The sequence below is a fragment of the Streptomyces sp. NPDC015125 genome (genome assembly GCF_043080045.1).
In the GTDB taxonomy this organism is placed as follows: Bacteria; Actinomycetota; Actinomycetes; order Streptomycetales; family Streptomycetaceae; genus Streptomyces.
On sequence record NZ_JBIBVF010000003.1, the window covers coordinates 1 to 22,086 of the forward strand.

Consider the following 22,086-nt stretch of genomic DNA (forward strand, 5'->3'; position numbering starts at 1 on the left):
GGTTGATAGGCCAGATATGGAAGCCCGGTAACGGGTGGAGTTGACTGGTACTAATAGGCCGAGGGCTTGTCCTCAGTTGCTCGCGTCCACTGTGTAGGTTCTGAAGTAACGACCTGTGTTCATGCCGGGTTGGTTAACTTCATAGTGTTTCGGTGGTCATTGCGTTAGGGAAACGCCCGGTTACATTTCGAACCCGGAAGCTAAGCCTTTCAGCGCCGATGGTACTGCAGGGGGGACCCTGTGGGAGAGTAGGACGCCGCCGAACAATTTTTCAGCTCCGGTCCCTGAACCTTTATGGTTCAGGGACCGGAGCTTTTTTGCGTTGGTGGAATGCCTCGTTTCCGGGTTTTGGCTCCGGAGCGGGCATTTTTGCATGGGGTGCTGGAGTGTTGGGCTTATGGAGTGTGGTCTGGGGTGTGGTCAGGGAGAGGGATTGTGAGGTGCGGGGCAAGGAAGCTGAGGTGGCTCGGCCTTGGCTTTCTGCCGGGCGCTTCAGTTTGTTTGCCGGGGCCCTTGGGCGCACTCATGGCGGAGTCGCGCTGCTGAGGTGGGGACGGCGACCATCTGGAGATGCTGTCGGTCTCTCGTGGGCTGCTGCATTGCCAAGCTGCTGCGTAGCCGCCGCGTATTCCGTGGCCGTGTGTCTGCCCGGGTCTTGCATTCGCGGACGGGGGCGGGCCAGGTGGCTTTACAGGCGGCCGGTGGACTTCAGGGTGAGGTAGGCGTCGGCGAGGTCGGGGGCCAGGTGGGCCGGGGTGGAGTCGATGACGGTGATGCCGTGGTGGCGGAGGCGGTCTGCGGTGCGGCGACGGGCGGCGTGGGTCTGTTCCGCGGCGGCGGCTGCGTAGACCGCCTGCGGGGTGTGGCGGCCGGCGGCCATCTCCTCGATGCGGGGGTCGGCCACGGCCGCGACGATGAGTTCATTGCGTTGGGTGAGGCCGGGGAGGACGGGCAGGAGAGCCTCCTCCACGGGCGCTGCGTCCAGGCCGGTGAAGAGCACGATGAGGGACCGTCTCGGGGTGCGGCGGTGGATGGCGGCGGCCAGGCCGCGGGCATCCGCCTCGACCAGTTCGGATTCGAGGGGCGCCAGAGCGTCGGTCAAGGCCGGGAGGAGATCGCGTGCCGTGCGGCCTTGTACCGAGGCGCGTATGCGGCGGTCGTAGGCGAGCAGATCCACGCGGTCGCCCGCGCGGGCGGCGAGGGCGCCGAGCAGCAGGGCGGCGTCCATGGAAGCGTCGAGGCGGGGAATATCGCCCACTCGGCCGGCGGAGGTACGGCCGGTCTCCAGCACGAGCAGGATGCGTCGGTCGCGCTCGGGGCGCCAGGTGCGGACTGCGAGGTTTTGCCGGCGGGCGGTGGCGCGCCAGTCGATGGAGCGGGTGTCGTCGCCGGGGGTGTAGTCGCGGAGGCTGTCGAACTCGGTGCCTTCGCCACGGGTGAGGATGCTGGTGCGGCCGTCGAGTTCGCGGAGCCGGGCGAGCTTGGCGGGGAGATGCTTGCGGCTGGTGAAGGGGGGCAGGACGCGCAGCGTCCAGGGGACGTGCCGGCCTCCTTGCCGGGCGGCCAGGCCGAGCGGGCCGTAGGAGCGGACCGTGACGCGGACCGCGTGATGGTCACCGCGGCGGGTGGGGCGGAGCGTCGTGGTGAGGCGGCGGCGTTCGGCAGCGGGGATGCGGACGGTGTGGCGGGACTCGGGGGTGTCTGCACCGGGGTGGAAGGAGCTCGGGGGCCAGGCGTCGCGGACCACGGCGCGCAGGGTGCGGCGGCTCGGGTTGGTGACCGTGAGGTGCGAGGAGGCTTCGCCCGTTAGTCGAACTGTTGTGTCACCTGTTCGGGTGATATGGAGCTTTCGCACTGGCGCGGCGAGCAGGAGATCGCACAAGATTGCTAGCAGCAAGGCGAGTTGGACGATGAGGATGCCGAGCCAACTGGGCAGCACGAAGCCGATGAAGAGTGCTCCGAGTGCGGAGATGAGGGCGGTGCGTCCGGTAAGGGCCACGGTGTCGTCTCAGCGGGGGACGGGGAGATGAGCGAGAACGGCGTTGATCACGGAGTCTGCGGTGACTCCTTCCATCTCTGCTTCGGGGCGGAGATGGACGCGGTGTCGGAGCGTGGGAAGAGCAAGGGCCTTGACGTCGTCAGGGGTGACATAGTCGCGGCCGGTGAGCCAGGCCCAGGCTCGTGACGTGGAGAGCAGGGCGGTGGCGCCTCGGGGGGAGACGCCGAGCGAGAGCGAGGGGGATTCGCGGGTGGCACGGCAGATATCGACGATATAACCGGTTACTTCGGGGGAGACGGCGGTCTTGGCCACCGCGGCCCGGGCGGCGTCGAGGTCGGCGGTGGAGGCAACGGGGCGCAGCCCTGCGGCGCCGAGGTCACGAGGGCTGAAGCCGGCCGCGTGCCGGGTGAGGATGTCTATCTCGTCGTGGCGGGCGGGGAGCGGCACCGTCAGTTTCAGCAGGAAGCGGTCGAGCTGAGCCTCGGGGAGCGGGTAGGTGCCCTCGTATTCCACGGGGTTCTGCGTGGCTGCCACCAGGAACGGCTCGGGGAGGGGGCGGGCTGCGCCGTCGACGGTCACCTGCCGCTCTTCCATCGCTTCGAGCAGGGACGCCTGGGTTTTGGGAGGCGTGCGGTTGATCTCGTCGGCGAGCAGGAGATTGGTGAAGACGGGGCCTGGCTGGAAGGAGAACTCGGAGCTACGGGCGTCGTAGACCAGTGAGCCGGTGACATCGCTCGGCATCAGGTCAGGGGTGAACTGGACGCGCTTGGTGTCGAGTTCGAGGGCGGTCGACAGGGCGCGTACGAGCAGGGTCTTGGCGACGCCGGGGGCGCCTTCGAGGAGCACATGACCGCGGCAGAGCAGTGCGACGACCAGCCCGGTGACGGCGGGGTCCTGGCCTACGACGGCCTTGGCTATCTCGGAGCGCAGGTCCTCCAGGGAGGTTCGGGCGCTGTCAGCGGTCGGGGTGCTCACGGGGGGCGTGCCTCTCTTGGGAAACGATCGAGGATTCGAGTGCGTCGAGTTGGTCGGCCAGGTGCACCAAGGCTCTGTCGTCCGCGGGAGCCGGGCCGAAGAGCAGGGCATGGAGGTCTGCTGCGGTGCCGGGTGTGGAGGTCAAGTGGGTGTGGAGGGCGGGCAGGAGGACGTCGGCAGTGTGGGCGTGCGCCGAGGACACTCCGATGAGGGGGGCGAGCCGGGTGCGGGTGGCGGAGCGCAGCACGGCAGAGGCCCGGTCGCGGGCGTTGGCCTGCTCGTAGAGGCGGGCGTGGCCCTCGGTGGTCTCGGCGGCCGGGACGGTGACGGGAAGTCTTTCCGCAACCAAGGGGCCGAGTCGGCGGGCACGCCAGAGGGCCGCGAATACGGCGGCGAAGACGAGTTGGAGCAGGGCCCAGCGCCAGCCGGAAGGGATCAGGTCGAGGAAGCCGCGCTGGTCGTCCTGAGCGGATGACGGGTCGCTCACGGAGGGGAGGTACCAGACCAGATGCTTGTGCGTACCGAGGAGTTGAAGGGCCAGCGAGGCGTTGCCGTGCTCGGCGAGATGGTGGTTGTAGAGGAGGTCGGCGGAGCCGAGGAGCACGGTGTCGCGGCCGTTGTCGGGGGCCGGCAGGCGCAGCAGGGTGGGTCCCCCGGTGCCGGGGTAACAGCGATCGGCTCCGTCGACGGCGGTTGCGTAGCGGAGGCCGCCGAGGAGGGCACTGCCCGCACGGCGGGCATCCGGCAGGGCACAGGCGGGCCGGCGTACCGAGGTAGGGACCGGGGGCTCCATCTGGACGCCGGGGGCGAAGGTTTCGAGGGCCGCGGTTCCCGGGGCGAGCAGGACGGTGCGACCGGGAGTGTGCGCGGTGGCGGTGTGCAGGCCCGTCAGCTGATCTTGTGTCAGCACGTCGGGGTCGGTGACGAGCAGTGTGGTGTCGGGCCCGGCAGCGGCAGCGGCCTCCTCGGAAGTGGTCGCGACCTGGGTGGAGACGCCGTGGGAAGCCAGGAGTTGGGAGAGGGCCCGGCTCCCGGTCCGGTCGGCGGAGCGCGGGTCGAGCCGTCCGTGTTGCTCGCCCGACTGCAGGGCCCCGAGGACCACACCGCTGACGACGAGCAGAAGAAGTGCCAGCAGCGGGCCGCGGAACCGGGTCCACAGACCACGGGCGGTGGGAGTCGGCGCGGGGGCGTCCGGCGCGGCCGTGGTCATCCGCTGCTCCTGGTCGGGGTGGTGGCCAGGGCGGGCTTGGCATGCTGCAGGTCGGTGTCGAGGCCTGCCAGGAGGGTGTACGCCGCTTCCGTTCCGGGGCGGCCGCCGTATGTGACGTCGTCGAAGGTGCGGGCTGCGGTGCGGAGTTGGCCGGCGTGCTCGGGAAATGCCTGGCCGGCTTCGGTGGCGGCCTCGTCAGCGGTGCGGCCCGGGCCGGGGGTGAGCAGTGTGCGTTCCTCCAGGGCGAGGACGAGGGCGCGCATGCGGTCCTGGACGGCCTGGTTCCAGTGGCCCTCGGCGGCGTGCCGGTCAGCTGCGGAACGGTGTTCGGCGGCAGTGCGGGGCGCTTCGGCGAAGAGTGCGCCGCTCGTGGTCGGAGTGCGGCGCACCGCACCGAGGCGCAGCCGGAGGGCGATGATCAGCAGAACGACGCATGCGGCGATGGCGAGGAGCCCGATCCAGCCGCCCGGTGTGGTGCCGGCGGCCGCGTTGGCGAGTTCGTCGATGCGCGCCCAGAGCCACTCAAGGGCCCGCTGGATCGGGTTGGGGTCGTGCTGGTGGTACCGGGGGTCGGACAGCTCGCGTTCGGCCGCCTCGCGGGCGGGGACGCGTGGAGTCCTCACCGGTATGTCGTCGTCGGAGCGCGCCATGAGTCGTCCGAGCGCGGCCATGTTCCCCCCTCCGGTCACCGCATCAGCTTCCCGGCGCGGCGTCGTCGGGGCGTTGGCCGGGACCGTCGGCGGTCGTGTCGGCGTCCGTGGCCGGGGCTGCTGCGGGGGTGCCGCCGCCGGTGGCCGCGGTGCCCGCCTCGGGGACGTGCGCGTCGGTGCTTTCCCCCGGAGAGCCTTCCGCGTGGGGGCCGTCCGGCGTGGAGTGGTCCGCCTTCGCCCCGTCCGCAGGGGTGTCGGCGGAGACCGGTGGGGCAGTTGCCGGCGCGTTGTCGGCGGTCGTGCTCGCGGCTGCGGGAGCGGGTGTGGCCGGGTGGGCGCGGGGAGCGTCGGTGCCGTAGCCGGGGAGGCCCGCGGCGCGGGCGAGTTCGAGGTCGAGTGCCTCGCGGCGGATGCGCTGGTCCATGTACAGGAGCGCGGTGACGCCGGCGGTGATCGGGAAGGTGATGGTGGAGCTGATGACGGCTCCGATGCCCAGCACGATCAGGAAAGACCAGCTGGTGGTGTTGCTGGTGCCGTTCGCCCAGTCCATGAGGTTCTCGCCGCCGATGACGAAGGCAACGATGGTGGCCGGGATCTGGATGATGAACTCGACGATGCCCACCAGGAGATAAGCGAGGAGCTGTACCCCCAGCACGCGCCACCAGGAGCCCCGTACGAGCTTTGCGGAGCGGCGCATGGCGCTGATGACGCCCTGCTTCTCCAGCATCAGGGCGGGGGAGGCGAGGCTGTAGCGGACCCCCAGCCAGATGCTCACGACGCCGGCGGCCAGCCCGCCGAGCAGGGTGAGGAGCAGCCCCGTATCCAGCGTGCCGGTGCCAGTGGCGGTGAGGATGAGGCCGGGAGCCACGCCGACCGCGCATATCGCCGTGACGAGCAGGGGCAGCAGGACGAGCAGGCCGAGCAGGCGCGGGAGTTGGGTACGCGCATCGCGCCAGGCTTCCCCGGCGGTCACCGGGCGGCCCAGGACGGCACGGCTCACGACCATGGTCAGGAGCCCCGTGACGACGATCGTGGCGAGCAGCCCGATCGCGGCGGTGATGCCGCTGCCGGCGAGCGCATTGCCCGTCTCCTGCAGGGTTTCGCGGAGGGGCGGGACATTGTCGTTCGCCAGGGAGGGCGCGCGGCCGGAGCTCTGGAACCAGAGGCCGGTGACCATGGTGATGGCGGTCTGTGCGACGACCGCGACGATCAGCGAGATGCCGAGGACGGTGCGCCAGTGGGCGCGCATGGCGGCGACCGCACCGTCGAGGATCTCGCCGACGGCGAGCGGGCGCAGCGGAATGATGCCGGGCTTGGCGGCCTGCGGCCCGGGTGCCCAGGCGCCGCCCCAAGGGGGCCGACTGCCGGGGTGGCTGCCCCAGTGACCGGGGTTGCCGCCCCAACCGGGGCCGCCCGGGCCCGGCGACGAGGCACGGGAGCGGTTGCCGTCGGCGCGGTTACTGCTGCCGTGGGGGCCGCTCTGGCCGGGGATGCCGGTGGGGGCCGACCAGTGGCCGGCGGGGGGCTGTTCCTTGGACCAGTTCGGCGGGGGCGACTGCTTGCCGGGGCCGGACCGGTCTTCCTGAGGAGGCTGCTCCTCCTGAGGGGGCTGCTCCTGAGTGCCGCGGCCCGGCTCGTCGGAGGGAGTGGATCCGGGCGAGGCCCAGCCCGGAGAGTCGTTCATCGTCGCTCCTTCTTGCTGCCCGTCCGCCGGGGCGGCCGGGGTGCGGGGTCCGCGGTGGCAGTCATCGTGTCATGGCCGTCGGCGTTGTGTACCGGTGCCCGGAGCGAGAGGGGACCTTCTGTTCGAGGGGCGATCGGCGGCAGACTGAACGAATGGCCGATCAGTACGAGGTATCCGAGGCGGGCGCCGGGGCGCTCCCCATTCCGTCGTTGCGTTGGGAGGAGCCGCCAGAGGGGCCCGTGGTGGTCCTCCTTGATCAAACCCGGCTGCCGGCGGAAGAGGTCGAGCGGGTCTGCACGGACGTCCCGGCGCTGGTGCAGGCGATCCGGACGCTGGCCGTACGTGGGGCGCCGCTGCTGGGCATCGCGGGTGCTTACGGCGTCGCGCTGGCCGCGGCGCGGGGCTTTGACGTGGAGGAGGCGGTGGAGGCGCTGGCGCAGGCCCGGCCGACCGCGGTCAATCTGGGCTATGGCGTGCGGCGGGCGGCTGCCGCATACCGCGCCGCGGCGGCCGACGGGGCCGAAGCCCAGGCGGCCGCGGCGCTGGCCGAGGCGCGCGCGGTGCATGCCGAGGACGCCGAGGCCAGTGCACGGATGGCGGAACACGGGCTGGCGCTGCTGGGCGAGCTGCTGCCGGGCGGCGGCCACCGGATTCTCACGCACTGCAATGCGGGTGCGCTGGTGTCCGGGGGCGAGGGCACCGCCCTGGCGGTGGCGCTGGCGGCGCACCGTGCCGGTGAGCTGCGCCGGCTGTGGGTGGACGAGACGCGGCCGCTGTTGCAGGGGGCGCGGCTGACCGCCTATGAGGCCGCGCGGACGGGTATGGCCTACACGGTGCTCCCGGACGGTGCGGCAGGGTCGCTGTTCGCCGGGGGCGAGGTGGATGCGGTGCTGATCGGCGCGGACCGGATCGCGGCGGACGGGTCGGTGGCCAACAAGATCGGCAGCTATCCACTGGCGGTGCTGGCGCGGTACCACCACGTTCCATTCGTGGTGGTGGCCCCGACCAGCACGGTGGATCTGGAGACCGAGGAGGGGTCGGACATCGAGGTGGAGCAGCGGCCGGGCCAGGAAGTGACGGAGTTCTCGTTGCCGTATGCACAGGGGCCCGGGGTGGAGGCGGGCACCGGTATACAGGTGGCGCCGCTGGGCGCACAGGCCTACAACCCGGCCTTCGACGTCACTCCGGCGGAGCTGGTGACGGCGATCGTCACGGAGGCCGGAGTGGTGTCGCCGGTGACCCGGAACGGGCTGGCAGCGGTGTGTTCCACGTCACGATGGAGAAAGTCACGATCAGGTAATGGGATGATGGCCGAATGAAGGGACGCGTCCTGGTCGTCGACGACGACACCGCACTGGCAGAGATGCTTGGCATCGTGCTGCGCGGCGAAGGTTTTGAACCGTCGTTTGTGTCGGACGGTGACAAGGCCCTTGCGGCCTTCCGTGAGACCAAGCCCGATCTTGTACTGCTCGACCTGATGCTGCCGGGGCGGGACGGCATCGAGGTGTGCCGGCTGATCCGGGCCGAGTCCGGAGTGCCGATCGTCATGCTGACCGCCAAGAGCGACACGGTGGATGTGGTGGTCGGGCTCGAGTCGGGCGCGGACGACTACATCGTCAAGCCGTTCAAGCCCAAGGAGCTGGTGGCCCGCATCCGGGCACGGCTGCGGCGTTCGGAGGAGCCGACGCCCGAGCAGCTGGCGATCGGTGACCTGGTCATCGATGTGGCGGGCCACTCGGTGAAGCGCGAGGGGCAGTCGATCGCACTGACCCCGCTGGAGTTCGATCTGCTGGTGGCGCTGGCGCGCAAGCCGTGGCAGGTGTTTACGCGTGAGGTGCTGCTCGAGCAGGTCTGGGGCTATCGGCACGCCGCCGACACCCGGCTGGTCAATGTCCATGTGCAGCGGCTGCGCTCCAAGGTCGAGAAGGATCCGGAGCGGCCGGAGATCGTGGTGACCGTGCGCGGGGTCGGCTACAAGGCCGGGCCCAGCTGAGATGACCCGGGACGGTTCGGCCCCGGAGGGAAAGCGGGGGCGCACCGTCGACCCGGCGGGCGATATGTCCTTTTCGGGGAGGGTGTCCGCTTGGTTGCTGCGCGGTGGGCAGCTGCTGCCCGACGGCGCGGTGAGCGGGCCGGTCCACCCTCTGCTCCGGCTCTTCAGCCGCTGGGTTCGGCGGCCGCTGCTGCCTGCCCTGCGGCTGTGGCGGCGCAATATCCAGCTGCGCGTGGTGGCGACCACGCTCCTGATGTCGCTGGGCGTGGTGCTGCTGCTCGGTGTCGTAGTCGTCGGGCAGGTCCGTGTCGGCCTGCTCGAGGCCAAGAAGCAGGCCGCGCAGAGCCAGGCCGTGGGCGGCTTCAGCGTCGCCCAGAAGATGGCCGACGGCGCCGACGACACCCGGACCGACGGAGGCGCCCGCACCGGAAACCGCGGTACCCAGGACTCCGCGACCTGGCTGACCGGTCTGGTCGAACAGCTCGCCAGCGGTGGGCAGGGCGTCTTCTCGGTCGTGGCACTCAGCTCCGATTCCGACGAACCTTTCGGTGACTCCAGCCCCGGTACCCGCGGTCCGCGCGCTTCCGGCGATGTCGATCCCGAGCGGAGCGTGCCCCCCGAGCTGCGGCGGAAGCTGGAGACCAAGTCCGGGACGTTCAGCCAGTACACCGAGATCAAGCGCATCGGGTCGGACGACGGCCTACCGGCGTTGATCATCGGCAAGCGGCTCAACGATGTGAACAGCAACCAGTACCAGCTCTACTACCTCTTCCCGTTCAGCCAGGAAGAGGAGTCGCTCAAGCTGGTGACGGGGACGCTGGCCACGGCCGGGGTGTTCGTCGTGATCCTGCTCGGCGCGATCGCCTGGCTGGTGGTGCGGCAGGTCGTCACACCCGTACGGATGGCCGCGGGGATCTCCGAGCGGCTGGCCGCCGGCCTGCTCCAGGAGCGGATGAAGGTCACCGGCGAGGACGACATCGCCCGGCTCGGTGAGTCCTTCAACAAGATGGCGCAGAACCTCCAGGTCAAGATCCAGCAACTGGAGGAGCTGTCGCGGATGCAGCGACGCTTCGTCTCCGACGTCTCGCACGAGCTGCGCACGCCGCTGACGACCGTACGGATGGCGGCCGATGTCATCCATGAGGTGCGGGACGAGTTCGACCCCGCCACCGCGCGCTCCGCCGAGCTGCTGCGCGGCCAGCTCGACCGTTTTGAATCCCTGCTCGCGGAGCTGCTGGAGATCAGCCGGTTCGACGCCGGAGCGGCCGCACTGGAGGCCGAGCCGATCGATCTGCGCGATGTGGTGCACCGCGTCATCGAGGGGGCCGAACCGCTCGCCGAGCGCAAGGGCACCCGGATAGTGGTGCGCGGCGCCGAGCAGCCCGTGATCGCCGAGGCGGATACCCGCCGGGTGGAGCGCATACTGCGCAATCTCGTCGTCAACGCCGTCGAGCACGGCGAGGGCCGCGAGGTGGTGGTGCGGCTGGCGTCCGCGGGCAGCCCGAGCGGCGGCGCGGTGGCCGTTGCGGTGCGTGACTACGGTGTCGGTCTCAAGCCCGGCGAGGCCGGCCGGGTCTTCAACCGTTTCTGGCGTGCGGACCCGGCCCGGGCCCGCACGACCGGCGGTACGGGGCTGGGCCTGTCCATCGCGGTCGAGGACGCCAGGCTGCATGGCGGCTGGCTGCAGGCCTGGGGCGAGCCGGGCGGCGGCTCGCAGTTCCGGCTGACGCTGCCCCGTACGGCCGGCGAGACGCTGCGCGGGTCCCCGATTCCCCTGGAGCCGGAGGATTCGCGACGCCACCGCGGACTGGACGAGTCGGGTCAGCCGCGGGCCGGGGCGGCGCGCAAGACGTCCACGATCCCGGTGCAGACGCGTGCGTCACAAGCAGGTGACACCGCGGTCCCCGCCCCGGAGCCGAAGATGTCCTGGCCGGCGGCCGACCCGACGGCGCTGCCCGGCAACGGTGCCCGTGTGGTGCCGCACGGCGGGGGCGTACGGAGCGACGAGGCGGCGCACGGCGAAAGTGCGCGCACCGACGAACCGGTCGATGAGGACCGGGCCGGGCAGGAAGCCGAACGGGGCAGGGATCGGGAAGGCGGGCTGCGTGGACACTGAGCGCGGAGGCGGACGCGGGGAGGGGACCGGGTCCCGTACACGAGCCCGCAGGGGAGCCGGGCCGGCGCGGAAATTCCTGCTGCTGGGCTGTGCGGCGGCGCTGCTGGCCGGGTGTGCGTCGATGCCCGACAGCGGGGATGTCACCGCGGTCGACCAGTCGCCGCGCTCCGAAGGCGAGTCGCAGGTGCGGGTCTACGGAGTCCCCCCGCAGGACGGTGCGCAGCCGACCAACATCGTCCGCAGCTTCCTCGATGCCACGACCAGTGACGAGGCGGACTTCCGTACGGCCACCCAGTATCTGGCCAAATCGGCGAAGCGGACCTGGCGGCCGTTCCAGGTCACCAATGTGCTCCAGGAGCGCCCGAAGCCCGAGCCGAAGGCGTTGCCCAACCGGGAGGACTCGAACGGCTACACCGTCACTTTGTCCGGCAGTCAGGTGGCGGCGGTGGACGACAGCCACGCTTACACCCCTGAGGAGAAGCCTTACCGCCAGGCGATCCACCTCATCAAGGAGGACGGACAGTGGCGGATCGACCGGCTGCCCAACGGGCTGGTGCTCGGGCTGTCGGACTTCCAGCGCATCTACCGCTCCGTCAACAAGTACTACTTCGCGTCCTACAACTCCGAGTCGGGGGAGCCGAAGGCGAACCGGAACGTGCTGGTCGCCGACCCGGTCTACTTGCGGCAGCGAATAAAGCCGATCACGGCCAGTGTGAAGGCGCTGCTGTCCGGTCCCACCGACTGGCTGAACAAGGTGACGACATCGGCCTTCCCGACCGGCACCAAGCTGGCCGCGCATGATCTGGCGCTGGACGACTCCAACGCGCTGCACGTCAAGCTCAGCAAAGACGCGGTGAACACCGACGCCAGGCAGTGCGAGCAGATGGCGGCTCAGCTCTTCTTCACCGTCCAGGACATGACGCGGGCTTCGAAGGTCAGTGAGGTGGAGCTCCAGGACAACAGCGGCCACCGGCTCTGTGCGCTGTCCCAGGAAGACGCCGATCGCGACTTCGCGCCGTCCGCGGGCACCGGGCGCTCCGGCAAGGAGTACTTCATCGACGCCGACCACAAGGTCGTCGGCATGCCGGACTCCGCGAACGAACCGAAGCCGGTGCGCGGGCCGTTCGGCACCGGCAAGACCCCGCTGCGCTCGGTCGCCATCTCGCGCGGGGAGGACACCGCGGCCGGGGTGTCGGGCGACGGCCGGTCGCTGTATGTGGCCGCGATGGAGGACGGGATCGAGCGCGGTGATCCGCTGCTGACCAGTACGGGCTCGGCCAAAGACTCCGATATGGGGCTGACGGCGCCGAGCTGGGACGGCCTGGGCGATCTGTGGATCGCGGACCGCGATGCGCACGGTTCGCGGCTGCTGCGGCTGCGTGAGGGCAAGAGCGCCCCCGAAAAGGTGGCGGTGCCCGATCTCGGCGGCCGCCGGATCAAGGCGATCAAGGTGGCCGCGGACGGCATCCGGATCGCGGTCCTGGTGGAGGACAAGGGCCGTACGACACTCCAGTTGGGCCGGGTCGAGCGCGACGGAAGTTCGGCGCATCCGGAGCTTTCGGTGCAGGAACTGCGGCCGATCGCCCCCCAGTTGGAGGATGTGGTGGCCGCGTCCTGGGCGGGCGGCAGCAAACTGGTGGTCGTCGGGCGGGAGTCCGGCGGAGTCCAGCAGATGCAGTTCATGGAGACCGACGGCTCGGCGTCCAACGTGCAGACCCTGCCCGGCGTCAACGGCGTCATCGCGGTGGCGGCCTCGGAGAAGGAGGAACGGCCGTTGATCGCCCGTGCCACCGAGGGCATTGTGCGGCTGGCTCTGGACGCGAACTGGAAGACCGTGGCGAAGGACGGGACGGCCCCGGTCTATCCCGGGTGAGCGGTGGCCGGCGGGCGGCGGGCGTGACGGGCGTGACGGGTGGTCGTTGGGCGAGCCCCGTGACCGGTGGCCCGTGACCGGTGGCCTGTGACCGGTGGACGGGGACGGTGACGGGTGGCCGGGCGACGCCGACGGGTGGCAGATGAGTCGCATGTGCCCGGCGTCGATGGCGGGGCGAGGGCGGGTCCGTCGGCCGCCGGGCCGGGGCGTGCGGGCACCCGGGCTGCCGTGCCGGCCGGTACCTGCTGACCCCACGTGCCCACAGGCCTGTGCCCGCAGGCCTGTGCCCACAGGCCCACGGGGGCACAGGCCCACGGGGGGCACAGGCCCGCAGATCGGCAGGCCGCAGATCCCGCAGACCGGAGGTCCGCGGCCATGGTTATCCACAGGGGTGGTGGCCGGGCCTGGACGGCGGGACAGTGGAGTCATGCAGGGGGTGTGGCGCGAACTGGCAGGTCTGGTGCTGCCGGTCGACTGCGCGGGATGCGGTCGGCCGCGTACGGAGCTGTGTGCGGAGTGTCGCCGGGGGCTTGTGCGGGACGGACGCGGGGCGCAGCGGGTGCGTCCGTGGCCGAGCCCGGCGGGGCTGCCCCGGGTGTGGGCAGGGGCGCCCTATGCCGACGAGGTGCGGGCGGTGCTGCTGGCCCACAAGGAGCGGGGTGCCCTGTGGTTGGCCGGGCCGCTGGGGGCGGTGCTGGCCGGGGCCGTGCGAGGGCTGGTGCCGGGCGTCGGCCCCCAGCTACTGGTGCCGGTGCCCTCGGCCCGGAGAGCGGTGGCCGGACGGGGCCATGATCCGGTGCGCAGGATGGCGCTGAGGGCGGCCGGGGAACTGCGGCGGGCGGGCGTGGGGGCCCGGGTGCTCGATGTGCTGCGGCAGCGGCGCACGGTGTCCGACCAGGCAGGACTCAGCGCCCGCCAGCGGCTGGCGAATGTCGCCGGTGCACTGGAGGTGCCGGGCCCTGCCCGGAGGCTGCTGGCGGGGCGGCCAGTGGTGCTGGTGGACGATCTGGTGACGACGGGGGCGACCCTCGCCGAGGCGGCCCGGGCGGTCACGGCGGCCGCCGGCCGGGTGACCGGGGCCGCGGTCGTCGCGGCACCCCGCAGTGCGTTCCCCGCCGGTGGTGAAGCGAGGGAGCTACTACCACGTGGCACGTAGGCGGGGAGGAAAAGTCACCCAAATGGAGCCGAGGGCTCCGAGGGGGTGCCGACATCCGTCCGAGAGAGCTATGTTCGGTTGTGAGGACTTGGCGAGTGTTTTGCCTCGAATGTCGTGATGTATGCGTTCAGGGGCTTTTGCGGCGATCCTGAAAACGGGGGAGTGGAGAGCGGGTCCTCGGGGGAGGAGGAGGTGAAAGTCGCCAAGTCCGAGGCTTCGGCAACCACCGGAGCCTGGTGCAAGAAGGAATTGTTCCGCCTGATGAGCGGAGCGATCCGGGAACGGAGTTCTGCGTGGACATCGTCGTCAAGGGCCGCAAGACAGAGGTGCCCGAGCGGTTCCGCAAGCACGTGGCCGAGAAGCTGAAGCTGGACAAAGTCCAGAAGCTCGACGCCAAGGTGATCAGCCTGGACGTCGAGGTGTCCAAGGAGCCCAACCCGCGGCAGGCCGACCGTTCCGACCGAGTGGAGATCACACTTCACTCCCGTGGCCCGGTGGTCCGGGCCGAGGCCGCCGCAGCCGATGCGTACGCCGCACTGGATCTGGCCACCGCGAAGCTCGAGGCGCGTCTGCGGAAGCAGCACGACAAGCGCTACTCGCGTCGCGGCAACGGCCGCATCCCGGCGAGTGAGGTCGCTGTCAGCGTGCCGGATGCCGCGAGCCTGAACACCAACGGCGAACTGGCCGCCGCCGAGGCGGGCCAGACGGTGCCGACCACGAAGATGGGATGTATCGACGTCCAGGGTGAAGGACCCCTGGTCGTCCGGGAGAAGACTCATTCGGCCGCGCCGATGCTGCTCGACCAGGCGCTCAACGAAATGGAGTTGGTCGGGCACGACTTCTACCTCTTCGTCGACGCCGACACCAAGCTGCCGAGTGTCGTCTACCGTCGGCACGCCTACGACTACGGAGTCATTCACCTGAACCCCGACTTGTTCGGGGAGGAGGAGCCCGGCGGCGCAGGCGGCGCGCTGGGTGGCTGAACCCCACTCGCTCGGTGCCCCCGGCGCACGCCGGGGGCACCATCGTGCCCGGAGGGGGCAAGAGTTGAAGCCGTATAGTGTTTGTGCCGACCAGGGAGTATGTGGACACGAAACGGCGACGTGCCGGGGAGGCGGTCGTATGACATCGATCGGGCCGGCAGGGGGCTGTTGTCAACCAGCCTTATTTCCAAGCTCTGGCCTCACGGCCGAGTAGTTGACGGGGAGGACCAATGGGGGACAGTTTCGGGCCCGTGCGCGATACCGCGGACGATGACCACAGCGGTGCCGGGGGTGACGACGGGGCCGTGAGCATGCCGCGCAAGGAGCCGATCCGGGTCCTGGTCGTGGACGACCATGCACTCTTCCGGCGGGGGCTGGAGATCGTTCTGGCCCAGGAAGAGGACATCCAGGTCGTCGGCGAGGCGGGCGACGGTGCGGAGGCGGTCGACAAGGCCGCGGATCTGCTGCCCGACATCGTGCTGATGGATGTACGGATGCCCAAGCGCGGCGGAATCGAGGCGTGCACCTCCCTCAAGGAAGTGGCCCCGAGCGCGAAGATCATCATGCTGACGATCAGCGACGAAGAGGCCGATCTCTACGACGCGATCAAGGCGGGCGCCACCGGCTACCTCCTCAAGGAGATCTCCACCGACGAGGTGGCGACCGCGATCCGTGCCGTGGCGGACGGCCAGTCGCAGATCAGTCCGTCGATGGCGTCCAAGCTCCTGACGGAGTTCAAGTCGATGATCCAGCGTACGGACGAGCGCAGGCTGGTGCCCGCGCCCCGGCTCACCGACCGTGAGCTGGAGGTCCTCAAGCTGGTCGCCACGGGCATGAACAACCGCGATATCGCCAAGGAACTCTTCATCTCCGAGAACACGGTGAAGAACCACGTCCGCAACATCCTGGAGAAGCTGCAGTTGCACTCCCGGATGGAAGCGGTGGTGTATGCGATGCGGGAGAAGATCCTCGAGATCCGGTGAGCCGGCCGGCCGCCGCCGTCGCCGTGGCCGTCGGCCCGGTGAGCCGGGTCACCCGGCGCGCCGGGTGACCGGGGCCGGACGAGCTCCCGAAGCCATCGACCGGTGTCTACTGGTCGCCCATGTGGGTGAGTTCCGCGCGTAGTGCGGTGGCCAGTTTCCGGTCGTCACAGCGCTCCACGCGTACCACATCGCAGCCGACCCAGGTCGCGGCTTCCCGCAGGGCCCGGGCCATCGGGGCGACGGCCTTGGAGTCCTGCATCGAGACCTGGCGGGCGACGAGGGTGGTGCCCTCGCGAGCCGGGTCCACCCGGCCCACCAGCCGGCCGCCCGCCAGCAGGGGCATCGCGAAATATCCGTGTATCCGCCGGGGGCGCGGGACATACGCCTCCAGCCGGTGCGTGAAGCCGAAGATCCGTTCCGTGCGCGGCCGGTCCCAGACCAGGGAGTCGAAGGGCGAGAGCAGGGTGGTGCGGTGCCGGCCGCGGGGCGGGGCGGCCAGCGCGGCGGGGTCGGCCCAGGCGGGCTTTCCCCAGCCCTCCACCTCGACCGGGACCAGACCGGAGTCGGCGATCACGGCATCGACCTGCTCGGCCTTCAGACGGTGGTAGTCCGCGAGGTCGGCGCGCGTGGCCACCCCCATGGCGGCCCCGGCCTGGGCAACCAGGCGGCGCAGGCATGCGGCGTCGTCCAGATCGTCGTGGAGCAGTGCGTCCGGGACGGCGCGCTCGGCGAGGTCGTAGACGCGCTTCCAGGCGCGGCGTTCCGTACAGACCACCTCGCCGGTGTCCAGCAGCCACTCCACCGCGATCTTGGTTTCGGACCAGTCCCACCACTCCCCGCCCTTCCGCCCGCCCCCCAGCTCCGAGGTGGTCAGCGGGCCGTCGGCCTTGAGGCGGTCCAGCACGGCGGCGCAGGAGCGCGCGGAGTCCTCCATGACATGCCAGCGGTGGCCCTTGGCGCGCCGGGCGCGGCGGCGGAAGGCGAAGTGCGGCCACTCCTCGATGGGCAGGATGCAGGCGGCGTGCGACCAGTATTCGAAGCTGTGGGGCGCTGCCGCAGGCGCGCCGGAAGGAGCCGTGGTCCAGTAGGCGGCCTCGACGGCGGAGCGGCCGACGGCGCCGAGGCGGGCGTACGGCACCAGCTCGTGGGAGCGGGCCAGCACCGAGATCGTGTCGAGCTGCACCGCACCCAGCTGCCGCAGCACCCCGCGCACCCCCGCCCGGCGGTCCGGGGCGCCCAGCAGTCCCTGGGCCCGCAGCGCCATGCGCCGGGCTTCGTCGTGGGACAAGGCGGTCACAGGCTGCGGCAGAGGCGGTGGCTGCGTCACGGCGGTCATGCGGCACAGCGTAGGGGCGGGCACTGACAACGGCCCCGGGCGTGGGGATCGCCGCTGGTGGTGGCGTTGCCCACGCCCGGCCGGAGCGGGGCCGTGGGGCGCGGCGGGCTGCCCGGGCCGGTGCGCGCAGCCGGTGCTCGGCCGGGGCGGAGCAGGACAGGACAGGACGGGCCAGGGCGGGCCAGGACGGGACAGGACGGGACGGGCCAGGACAGGAAAGGACAGGACGGGGCGGGACGGGGCGGGACAGTCGCAGTCGGTCGTCAGCCGGGGTAGGGCAGATACGGTGTCGCGTCCGGGCGGCGGGTGCCGGTGCAGCCGGCCGGTGCGGGCTCCTCGGGCAGGTCGGACGGGAGCAGGGAGCCGATCCACACGTCCCGGCGGGTGCCTTTGTGCACCGTCTTGGCGCGCAGTGTGCCCTCCATATGGAAACCGAGCTTGCGGGCCACCGCCCGGGAGCCTTCGTTTCCGGCCTCCGCGTGCCACTCCAGGCGCTCCACCCCCAGGTCGGCAAAGCCCCAGCGCACCACGGTGCGGGCCGCCTCGACGGCGTAGCCGCGGCCGCGGTGTTCCCTGGCGGTCCAGTAGCCCAGCTCGGCCTGCCGCTCGGGGGTGTGCAGCCGGTCGAGGCGTACCAGGCCCATCGCGCCCACCAGGGAGCCGTCCGTCCGGGAGACGACGGCGAAGTGGTAGGTGGTGTCGTCGCGCCAGCCCTCGGGGACGATCGTGCCGACGAAATGCTCCGCGTCCTCGATGCCGTACGGTGACGGGACACTCGTCCAGCGCGGGATATCGGGCTCCTGGCACGCGGCATGCACCGCGGGCGCGTCGGAGGGCTCGAAGGGACGCAGCACAAGGCGCTCGGTGGCGAGGGTGACGGGCTTCATGACGTGAGTCTGCAAGGTGGTGCGCAGCGTGGCGAAGGGTTTTCCACGCGATTCCCGGCACCCGCCCGGCACCTTCTCGCGGCCTCGTGCGTTCACGCTGGGGAGGGGACAGCGGGGTTCGCTGCGGCGGACCTCCCGGCCCGGCAGCGTCCTCCTTTACGATGGCCGTTGCGGCGGGGCCTGCCCCCTTGGAAAAATGCCGCGCCCGCGCACTCGACCGTGCAGGCCCGACCGGCAAGGAGACCAGCCCAAGTGTCCGTCTTGACGAAGATCATGCGTGCAGGCGAAGGAAAGATCCTGCGCAAACTGCACCGCATCGCGGGCCAGGTCAACTCCATCGAGGAGGATTTCGCAGCGCTCTCCGACGCTGAGCTGCGGGCGCTCACGGATGAGTACAAAGAGCGTTACGCCGACGGCGAAAGCCTCGATGACCTGCTGCCCGAGGCGTTCGCCACGGTCCGTGAGGCCGCCCGGCGGGTACTCGGCCAGCGCCCCTACGACGTCCAGCTGATGGGTGGCGCGGCCCTTCACCTCGGGTATGTCGCGGAGATGAAGACCGGTGAGGGCAAGACCCTGGTCGGTACCCTCCCGACGTATCTCAATGCGCTGTCCGGCAAGGGCGTCCACCTGATCACGGTGAACGACTACCTGGCCGAGCGCGACTCCGAGATGATGGGCCGCGTCCACAAGTTCCTGGGCCTGAGCGTCGGTTGCATCCTCGCCGACATGACTCCGGCCCAGCGCCGTGAGCAGTACAACTGCGACATCACCTACGGCACGAACAACGAGTTCGGCTTCGATTACCTGCGTGACAACATGGCCTGGTCGCAGGACGAACTCGTCCAGCGGGGCCATAACTTCGCGGTCGTCGACGAGGTCGACTCGATCCTCGTCGACGAGGCCCGTACGCCGCTGATCATCTCCGGCCCGGCGGATTCGGCCACCAAGTGGTACGGCGACTTCGCCAAGTTGGTGCGCCGCCTGAAGCGGGGCGAGGCCGCCAACCCGCAGCGCGGCATCGAGGAGACCGGCGACTACGACGTCGACGAGAAGAAGCGCACCGTCGGCATCCACGAGTCCGGTGTCAGCAAGGTCGAGGACTGGCTGGGGATCGACAACCTGTACGAGTCGGTGAACACCCCGCTCGTCGGTTACCTCAACAACGCGATCAAGGCCAAGGAGCTCTTCAAGAACGACAAGGACTATGTCGTCATCGACGGCGAAGTCATGATCGTTGACGAGCACACCGGCCGCATCCTGGCCGGCCGGCGCTACAACGAGGGCATGCACCAGGCCATCGAGGCGAAGGAAGGGGTGGAGATCAAGGACGAGAACCAGACCCTCGCCACGATCACCCTGCAGAACTTCTTCCGCCTCTACGACAAGCTCTCCGGCATGACCGGTACGGCCATGACCGAGGCTGCCGAGTTCCACCAGATCTACAAGCTCGGCGTCGTCCCGATCCCGACGAACCGCCCGATGGTCCGTATGGACCAGGCGGACCTGATCTACCGCACGGAGACCGCGAAGTTCGACGCGGTCGTCGAGGACATCGTCGAGAAGCACGGGAAGGGCCAGCCGATCCTGGTCGGCACCACCTCGGTCGAGAAGTCCGAGTACCTCTCCCAGCAGCTCAACAAGCGCGGGGTCGCCCACGAGGTGCTCAACGCCAAGCAGCACGACCGGGAGGCGCCGATCATCGCGCAGGCCGGCCGCAAGGGCGCCGTGACGGTCGCCACGAACATGGCCGGCCGTGGTACGGACATCAAGCTCGGCGGCAACCCCGACGACCTGGCCGAGGCGGAGCTGCGCCAGCGCGGCCTGGACCCGGTCGAGCACGTCGAGGAGTGGGCGGCCGCGCTGCCCGCCGCCCTGGAGCGTGCCGAGGCCGCGGTCAAGGCGGAGTTCGAGGAGGTCAAGGAGCTCGGCGGGCTCTACGTCCTGGGCACCGAGCGGCATGAATCGCGGCGCATCGACAACCAGCTGCGCGGTCGTTCCGGCCGTCAGGGCGACCCCGGCGAGTCGCGGTTCTACCTGTCCCTGGGCGACGACCTGATGCGGCTGTTCAAGGCGCAGATGGTCGAGCGGGTCATGGCGATGGCCAACGTCCCCGACGACGTACCGATCGAGAACAAGATGGTGACGCGGGCGATCGCCTCCGCCCAGTCGCAGGTCGAGCAGCAGAACTTCGAGACGCGGAAGAACGTCCTGAAGTACGACGAGGTGCTCAACCGCCAGCGCGAGGTCATCTACGGCGAGCGCCGCCGCGTCCTGGAGGGCGAGGACCTGCAGGATCAGGTCACGCACTTCATGGAGGACACCATCGACGCCTACATCCAGGCGGAGACGGTCGAGGGCTTCGCCGAGGAGTGGGACCTGGACCGTCTGTGGGGCGCGTTCAAGCAGCTCTACCCGGTCAAGGTGACGGTCGAGGAGCTGGAGGACGAGGCCGGCGACCGCGCGGGCCTCACCGCGGAGTTCATCGGCGACGCCGCCAAGGACGACATCCACGAGCAGTACGCCGCCCGTGAGGAGCAGCTCGGCTCGGACATCATGCGGGAGCTGGAGCGCCGGGTCGTGCTGTCCGTCCTGGACCGCAAGTGGCGTGAGCACCTCTACGAGATGGACTACCTCCAGGAGGGCATCGGCCTGCGGGCGATGGCCCAGAAGGACCCGCTGGTCGAGTACCAGCGCGAGGGCTTCGACATGTTCACCGCGATGATGGAGGGCATCAAGGAGGAGTCCGTCGGCTACCTGTTCAACCTGGAGGTCCAGGTCGAGCAGCAGGTCGAGGAGGTCCCGGTGCAGGAGGCGGCGGAGCCGGCCTCGCTGGACAAGGGCGGGCAGGACGCGGTGCCCGCGGGTGCGGGGCGTCCGGAGATCCACGCCAAGGGCCTGGAGGCGCCGCAGCGGCCGGACCGGCTGCACTTCTCCGCCCCCAAGGTGGACGGCGACGGAAGTGTCGTCGAGGGCGACTTCATCAGCGACGACGAGGCGGTGCCGGCCCGTTCCGAGTCGGACGGTCTGACCCGTGCCGAGCGGCGCAAGGCCCAGAAGAGCGCCGGGCGCCGCCGCAAGAAGTGAGCGAGGAGACGGCTGGGGCAGCTGGTGCCCTGACCGTGTGAACAAGGGCGCCCCGGCCGGAGAACGGCCGGGGCGCCCTTGTGCTGCCGGGCAGGTGCGCTGCCGGGCAGGTCAGCAGGCCGGGCCCGGGACGGCCGGGCACGGACCGATGTCGAGGGCGGCGCAGCGCCACCGGGAGTCGGCGCCCAGCTCCAGCCGGAAGGCCAGGGCCCGCAGCCGCCCGTCCGCCGCGATCCGGGCAAAGGCCTCGATGACGCCGCGGCGCGGCCGGCACAGTCCGCAGTCGCGCACGGTGGGGGCCTCTCCGCGCCGGCCGAACGCCGTGACCGGCCGCAGCGGCTCCTGCGGGGCGAGCTCCGCCAGCCGGTCGTAGGCGGCGGGCAGCGCATGCCCCAGCAGGGCGTGCACGGGGCGCTGTCCGCTGAGCGCGAGCACCAGCTGCTGGGCGAACCAGTGATGCGGCCGGCTCTCGTGCGCCCGGCGCTGCGCCGCGGCGGTCGGCAACGGGACACCGGCCGCGTTCACGGGCGTGGCCGGGGCAAAGGTGCCGGTCCGCCGGCTCGCGGCGGCGGCCAGGGCGGCGGGGCGGCGGCCGGGGTGCGGGGCGCTGCGGGTGGGGCCGCGGCCGGCGGGGCCGCGACGCCCCGGGCCGGCGCCCCGGCCGGATGAGCCGGGGCCGCTCCCGGCGGGGCCGAGGGGGCGGCGGTCGGCGGGGGCGCGGCGGGGCCGGGGGGCGGTGGGGGCCGTTCCCGGTGCGCCGGTGGGGCGCGTACCGGGGCCGTCGTCGTCCGTGGCGCCGGTGGATGCAGCGGGCGTGCCGTCGGCGGATGGAGCGGGTGCGGTGCCGGTGGATGGAGCAGGTGTGGTGCCTGCGGACGGAGCGGACGGAGCGGGCGTCGCGGGCCGTTCGGTGTGCTCGCTGCCGGCGGCTGCGGTGGGGCGTGTGTGGCGTTCGCCGATGTCGGGTGCGGTGGGTGCGGCGGGTGCGGTGGTGCGCCCGGTGGCGGTGGGTGTGGTGTTCGCCGTGGTGCCGTTCGTGCCGGTCATGCTGCTGATCGCCCCCGTGGTGCCGGGCCCGTGAATTACTGGGCAGTAGCTTTCTTGGTGGGGAACTTCGTACCGGCGCGATCGGGGCGTCAGCAAGGCGCGAAGGGGCC

16 protein-coding genes and 2 rRNA genes are annotated in these 22,086 nt (G+C 70.8%); 10 read left to right on the forward strand and 8 right to left on the reverse strand.

Annotated elements, in window-relative coordinates:
* Positions 1-74, forward strand: a 23S ribosomal RNA gene (locus tag ACF088_RS09920); the annotation flags it as partial.
* A gap of 74 nt (positions 75-148) precedes the next feature.
* A 5S ribosomal RNA gene (gene rrf, locus ACF088_RS09925) occupies positions 149-265 on the forward strand.
* Positions 266-688: 423 nt separating this feature from the next.
* Here rrf and ACF088_RS09930 read toward each other — a convergent pair.
* From ACF088_RS09930 to ACF088_RS09950, 5 genes are read right to left on the reverse strand one after another with little or no spacing between them, the layout of a single operon-like run.
* Complete coding sequence (locus ACF088_RS09930) at positions 689-1,999, reverse strand: DUF58 domain-containing protein (protein ID WP_392375035.1); 1,311 nt, start codon at positions 1,997-1,999, stop codon at positions 689-691.
* Positions 2,000-2,008: 9 nt separating this feature from the next.
* Positions 2,009-2,974 carry an AAA family ATPase gene (locus ACF088_RS09935; RefSeq protein WP_392375036.1) on the reverse strand — a complete coding sequence of 322 codons (966 nt, stop codon included), beginning with the start codon at positions 2,972-2,974 and terminating at the stop codon, positions 2,009-2,011.
* Positions 2,955-4,184, reverse strand: a complete 1,230-nt coding sequence (locus ACF088_RS09940) for a DUF4350 domain-containing protein (RefSeq protein ID WP_392375037.1) — start codon at positions 4,182-4,184, stop codon at positions 2,955-2,957. Before ACF088_RS09940 ends, ACF088_RS09935 begins: the two co-directional genes overlap by 20 nt.
* Entirely contained in the window at positions 4,181-4,855 is a 675-nt protein-coding gene (locus tag ACF088_RS09945) for a DUF4129 domain-containing protein (RefSeq protein ID WP_392375039.1), read from the reverse strand. The genes ACF088_RS09940 and ACF088_RS09945 overlap by 4 nt, the downstream gene beginning before the upstream one ends.
* A gap of 22 nt (positions 4,856-4,877) precedes the next feature.
* Complete coding sequence (locus ACF088_RS09950; RefSeq protein WP_392375040.1) at positions 4,878-6,518, reverse strand: hypothetical protein; 1,641 nt, start codon at positions 6,516-6,518, stop codon at positions 4,878-4,880.
* A gap of 152 nt (positions 6,519-6,670) precedes the next feature.
* Between ACF088_RS09950 and mtnA the strand changes: the two genes are divergently transcribed.
* The 7 genes from mtnA to ACF088_RS09985 all read left to right on the forward strand — a co-directional run bounded on the left by mtnA (position 6,671) and on the right by ACF088_RS09985 (position 15,622).
* Complete coding sequence (gene mtnA / locus ACF088_RS09955; protein WP_392375042.1) at positions 6,671-7,837, forward strand: S-methyl-5-thioribose-1-phosphate isomerase; 1,167 nt, start codon at positions 6,671-6,673, stop codon at positions 7,835-7,837.
* A complete protein-coding gene (mtrA, locus tag ACF088_RS09960) occupies positions 7,834-8,511 on the forward strand; it encodes a two-component system response regulator MtrA (protein WP_088797934.1) in 678 nt (225 codons plus the stop codon). Before mtnA ends, mtrA begins: the two co-directional genes overlap by 4 nt.
* Before the next feature lies 1 nt (position 8,512).
* Positions 8,513-10,627 (forward strand): MtrAB system histidine kinase MtrB, encoded by a 2,115-nt coding sequence (mtrB, locus tag ACF088_RS09965; protein WP_392375044.1) that lies wholly within the window; start codon positions 8,513-8,515, stop codon positions 10,625-10,627.
* A complete protein-coding gene (locus tag ACF088_RS09970) occupies positions 10,617-12,500 on the forward strand; it encodes an LpqB family beta-propeller domain-containing protein (RefSeq protein ID WP_392375045.1) in 1,884 nt (627 codons plus the stop codon). The genes mtrB and ACF088_RS09970 overlap by 11 nt, the downstream gene beginning before the upstream one ends.
* A 427-nt stretch (positions 12,501-12,927) precedes the next feature.
* The gene (locus ACF088_RS09975; protein ID WP_392375046.1) at positions 12,928-13,656 is read left to right on the forward strand and encodes a ComF family protein; all 729 of its coding nucleotides are present in this window, start codon (positions 12,928-12,930) and stop codon (positions 13,654-13,656) included.
* A gap of 293 nt (positions 13,657-13,949) precedes the next feature.
* A complete protein-coding gene (gene hpf / locus ACF088_RS09980; RefSeq protein ID WP_129296074.1) occupies positions 13,950-14,639 on the forward strand; it encodes a ribosome hibernation-promoting factor, HPF/YfiA family in 690 nt (229 codons plus the stop codon).
* A gap of 230 nt (positions 14,640-14,869) precedes the next feature.
* The gene (locus ACF088_RS09985) at positions 14,870-15,622 is read left to right on the forward strand and encodes a response regulator (RefSeq protein ID WP_392375049.1); all 753 of its coding nucleotides are present in this window, start codon (positions 14,870-14,872) and stop codon (positions 15,620-15,622) included.
* 106 nt (positions 15,623-15,728) lie between these two features.
* On the opposite strand, the gene ACF088_RS09990 is transcribed toward ACF088_RS09985, so the two are convergent.
* The gene (locus tag ACF088_RS09990; RefSeq protein ID WP_392375050.1) at positions 15,729-16,958 is read right to left on the reverse strand and encodes a winged helix-turn-helix domain-containing protein; all 1,230 of its coding nucleotides are present in this window, start codon (positions 16,956-16,958) and stop codon (positions 15,729-15,731) included.
* A gap of 263 nt (positions 16,959-17,221) precedes the next feature.
* Positions 17,222-17,845, reverse strand: a complete 624-nt coding sequence (locus tag ACF088_RS09995) for a GNAT family N-acetyltransferase (protein WP_392375052.1) — start codon at positions 17,843-17,845, stop codon at positions 17,222-17,224.
* Between the two features lie 252 nt (positions 17,846-18,097).
* Here ACF088_RS09995 and secA point away from each other — a divergent pair, with 252 nt between their 5' ends.
* Positions 18,098-20,929: a preprotein translocase subunit SecA gene (secA, locus tag ACF088_RS10000; protein ID WP_392375054.1), complete on the forward strand. Its 2,832-nt coding sequence runs from the start codon at positions 18,098-18,100 to the stop codon at positions 20,927-20,929.
* Between the two features lie 111 nt (positions 20,930-21,040).
* Here the strand turns inward: secA and ACF088_RS10005 are convergent, their stop codons facing one another.
* Positions 21,041-21,976 carry an Rv3235 family protein gene (locus ACF088_RS10005; RefSeq protein ID WP_392375056.1) on the reverse strand — a complete coding sequence of 312 codons (936 nt, stop codon included), beginning with the start codon at positions 21,974-21,976 and terminating at the stop codon, positions 21,041-21,043.
* Between the last annotated feature and the right edge of the window lie 110 nt (positions 21,977-22,086).

Coding starts and splice junctions, on each gene's coding strand:
- ACF088_RS09950 (WP_392375040.1), bottom strand. CDS start 6,518: ATGAACGACTCTCCGGGCTGGGCCTCGCCCGGATCCACTCCCTCCGAC.
- ACF088_RS09940 (WP_392375037.1), bottom strand. CDS start 4,184: ATGACCACGGCCGCGCCGGACGCCCCCGCGCCGACTCCCACCGCCCGT.
- mtrB (WP_392375044.1), top strand. CDS start 8,513: ATGACCCGGGACGGTTCGGCCCCGGAGGGAAAGCGGGGGCGCACCGTC.
- ACF088_RS09945 (WP_392375039.1), bottom strand. CDS start 4,855: ATGGCCGCGCTCGGACGACTCATGGCGCGCTCCGACGACGACATACCG.
- ACF088_RS09990 (WP_392375050.1), bottom strand. CDS start 16,958: ATGACCGCCGTGACGCAGCCACCGCCTCTGCCGCAGCCTGTGACCGCC.
- ACF088_RS09985 (WP_392375049.1), top strand. CDS start 14,870: ATGGGGGACAGTTTCGGGCCCGTGCGCGATACCGCGGACGATGACCAC.
- ACF088_RS10005 (WP_392375056.1), bottom strand. CDS start 21,976: ATGACCGGCACGAACGGCACCACGGCGAACACCACACCCACCGCCACC.
- mtrA (WP_088797934.1), top strand. CDS start 7,834: ATGAAGGGACGCGTCCTGGTCGTCGACGACGACACCGCACTGGCAGAG.
- ACF088_RS09995 (WP_392375052.1), bottom strand. CDS start 17,845: ATGAAGCCCGTCACCCTCGCCACCGAGCGCCTTGTGCTGCGTCCCTTC.
- mtnA (WP_392375042.1), top strand. CDS start 6,671: ATGGCCGATCAGTACGAGGTATCCGAGGCGGGCGCCGGGGCGCTCCCC.
- ACF088_RS09975 (WP_392375046.1), top strand. CDS start 12,928: ATGCAGGGGGTGTGGCGCGAACTGGCAGGTCTGGTGCTGCCGGTCGAC.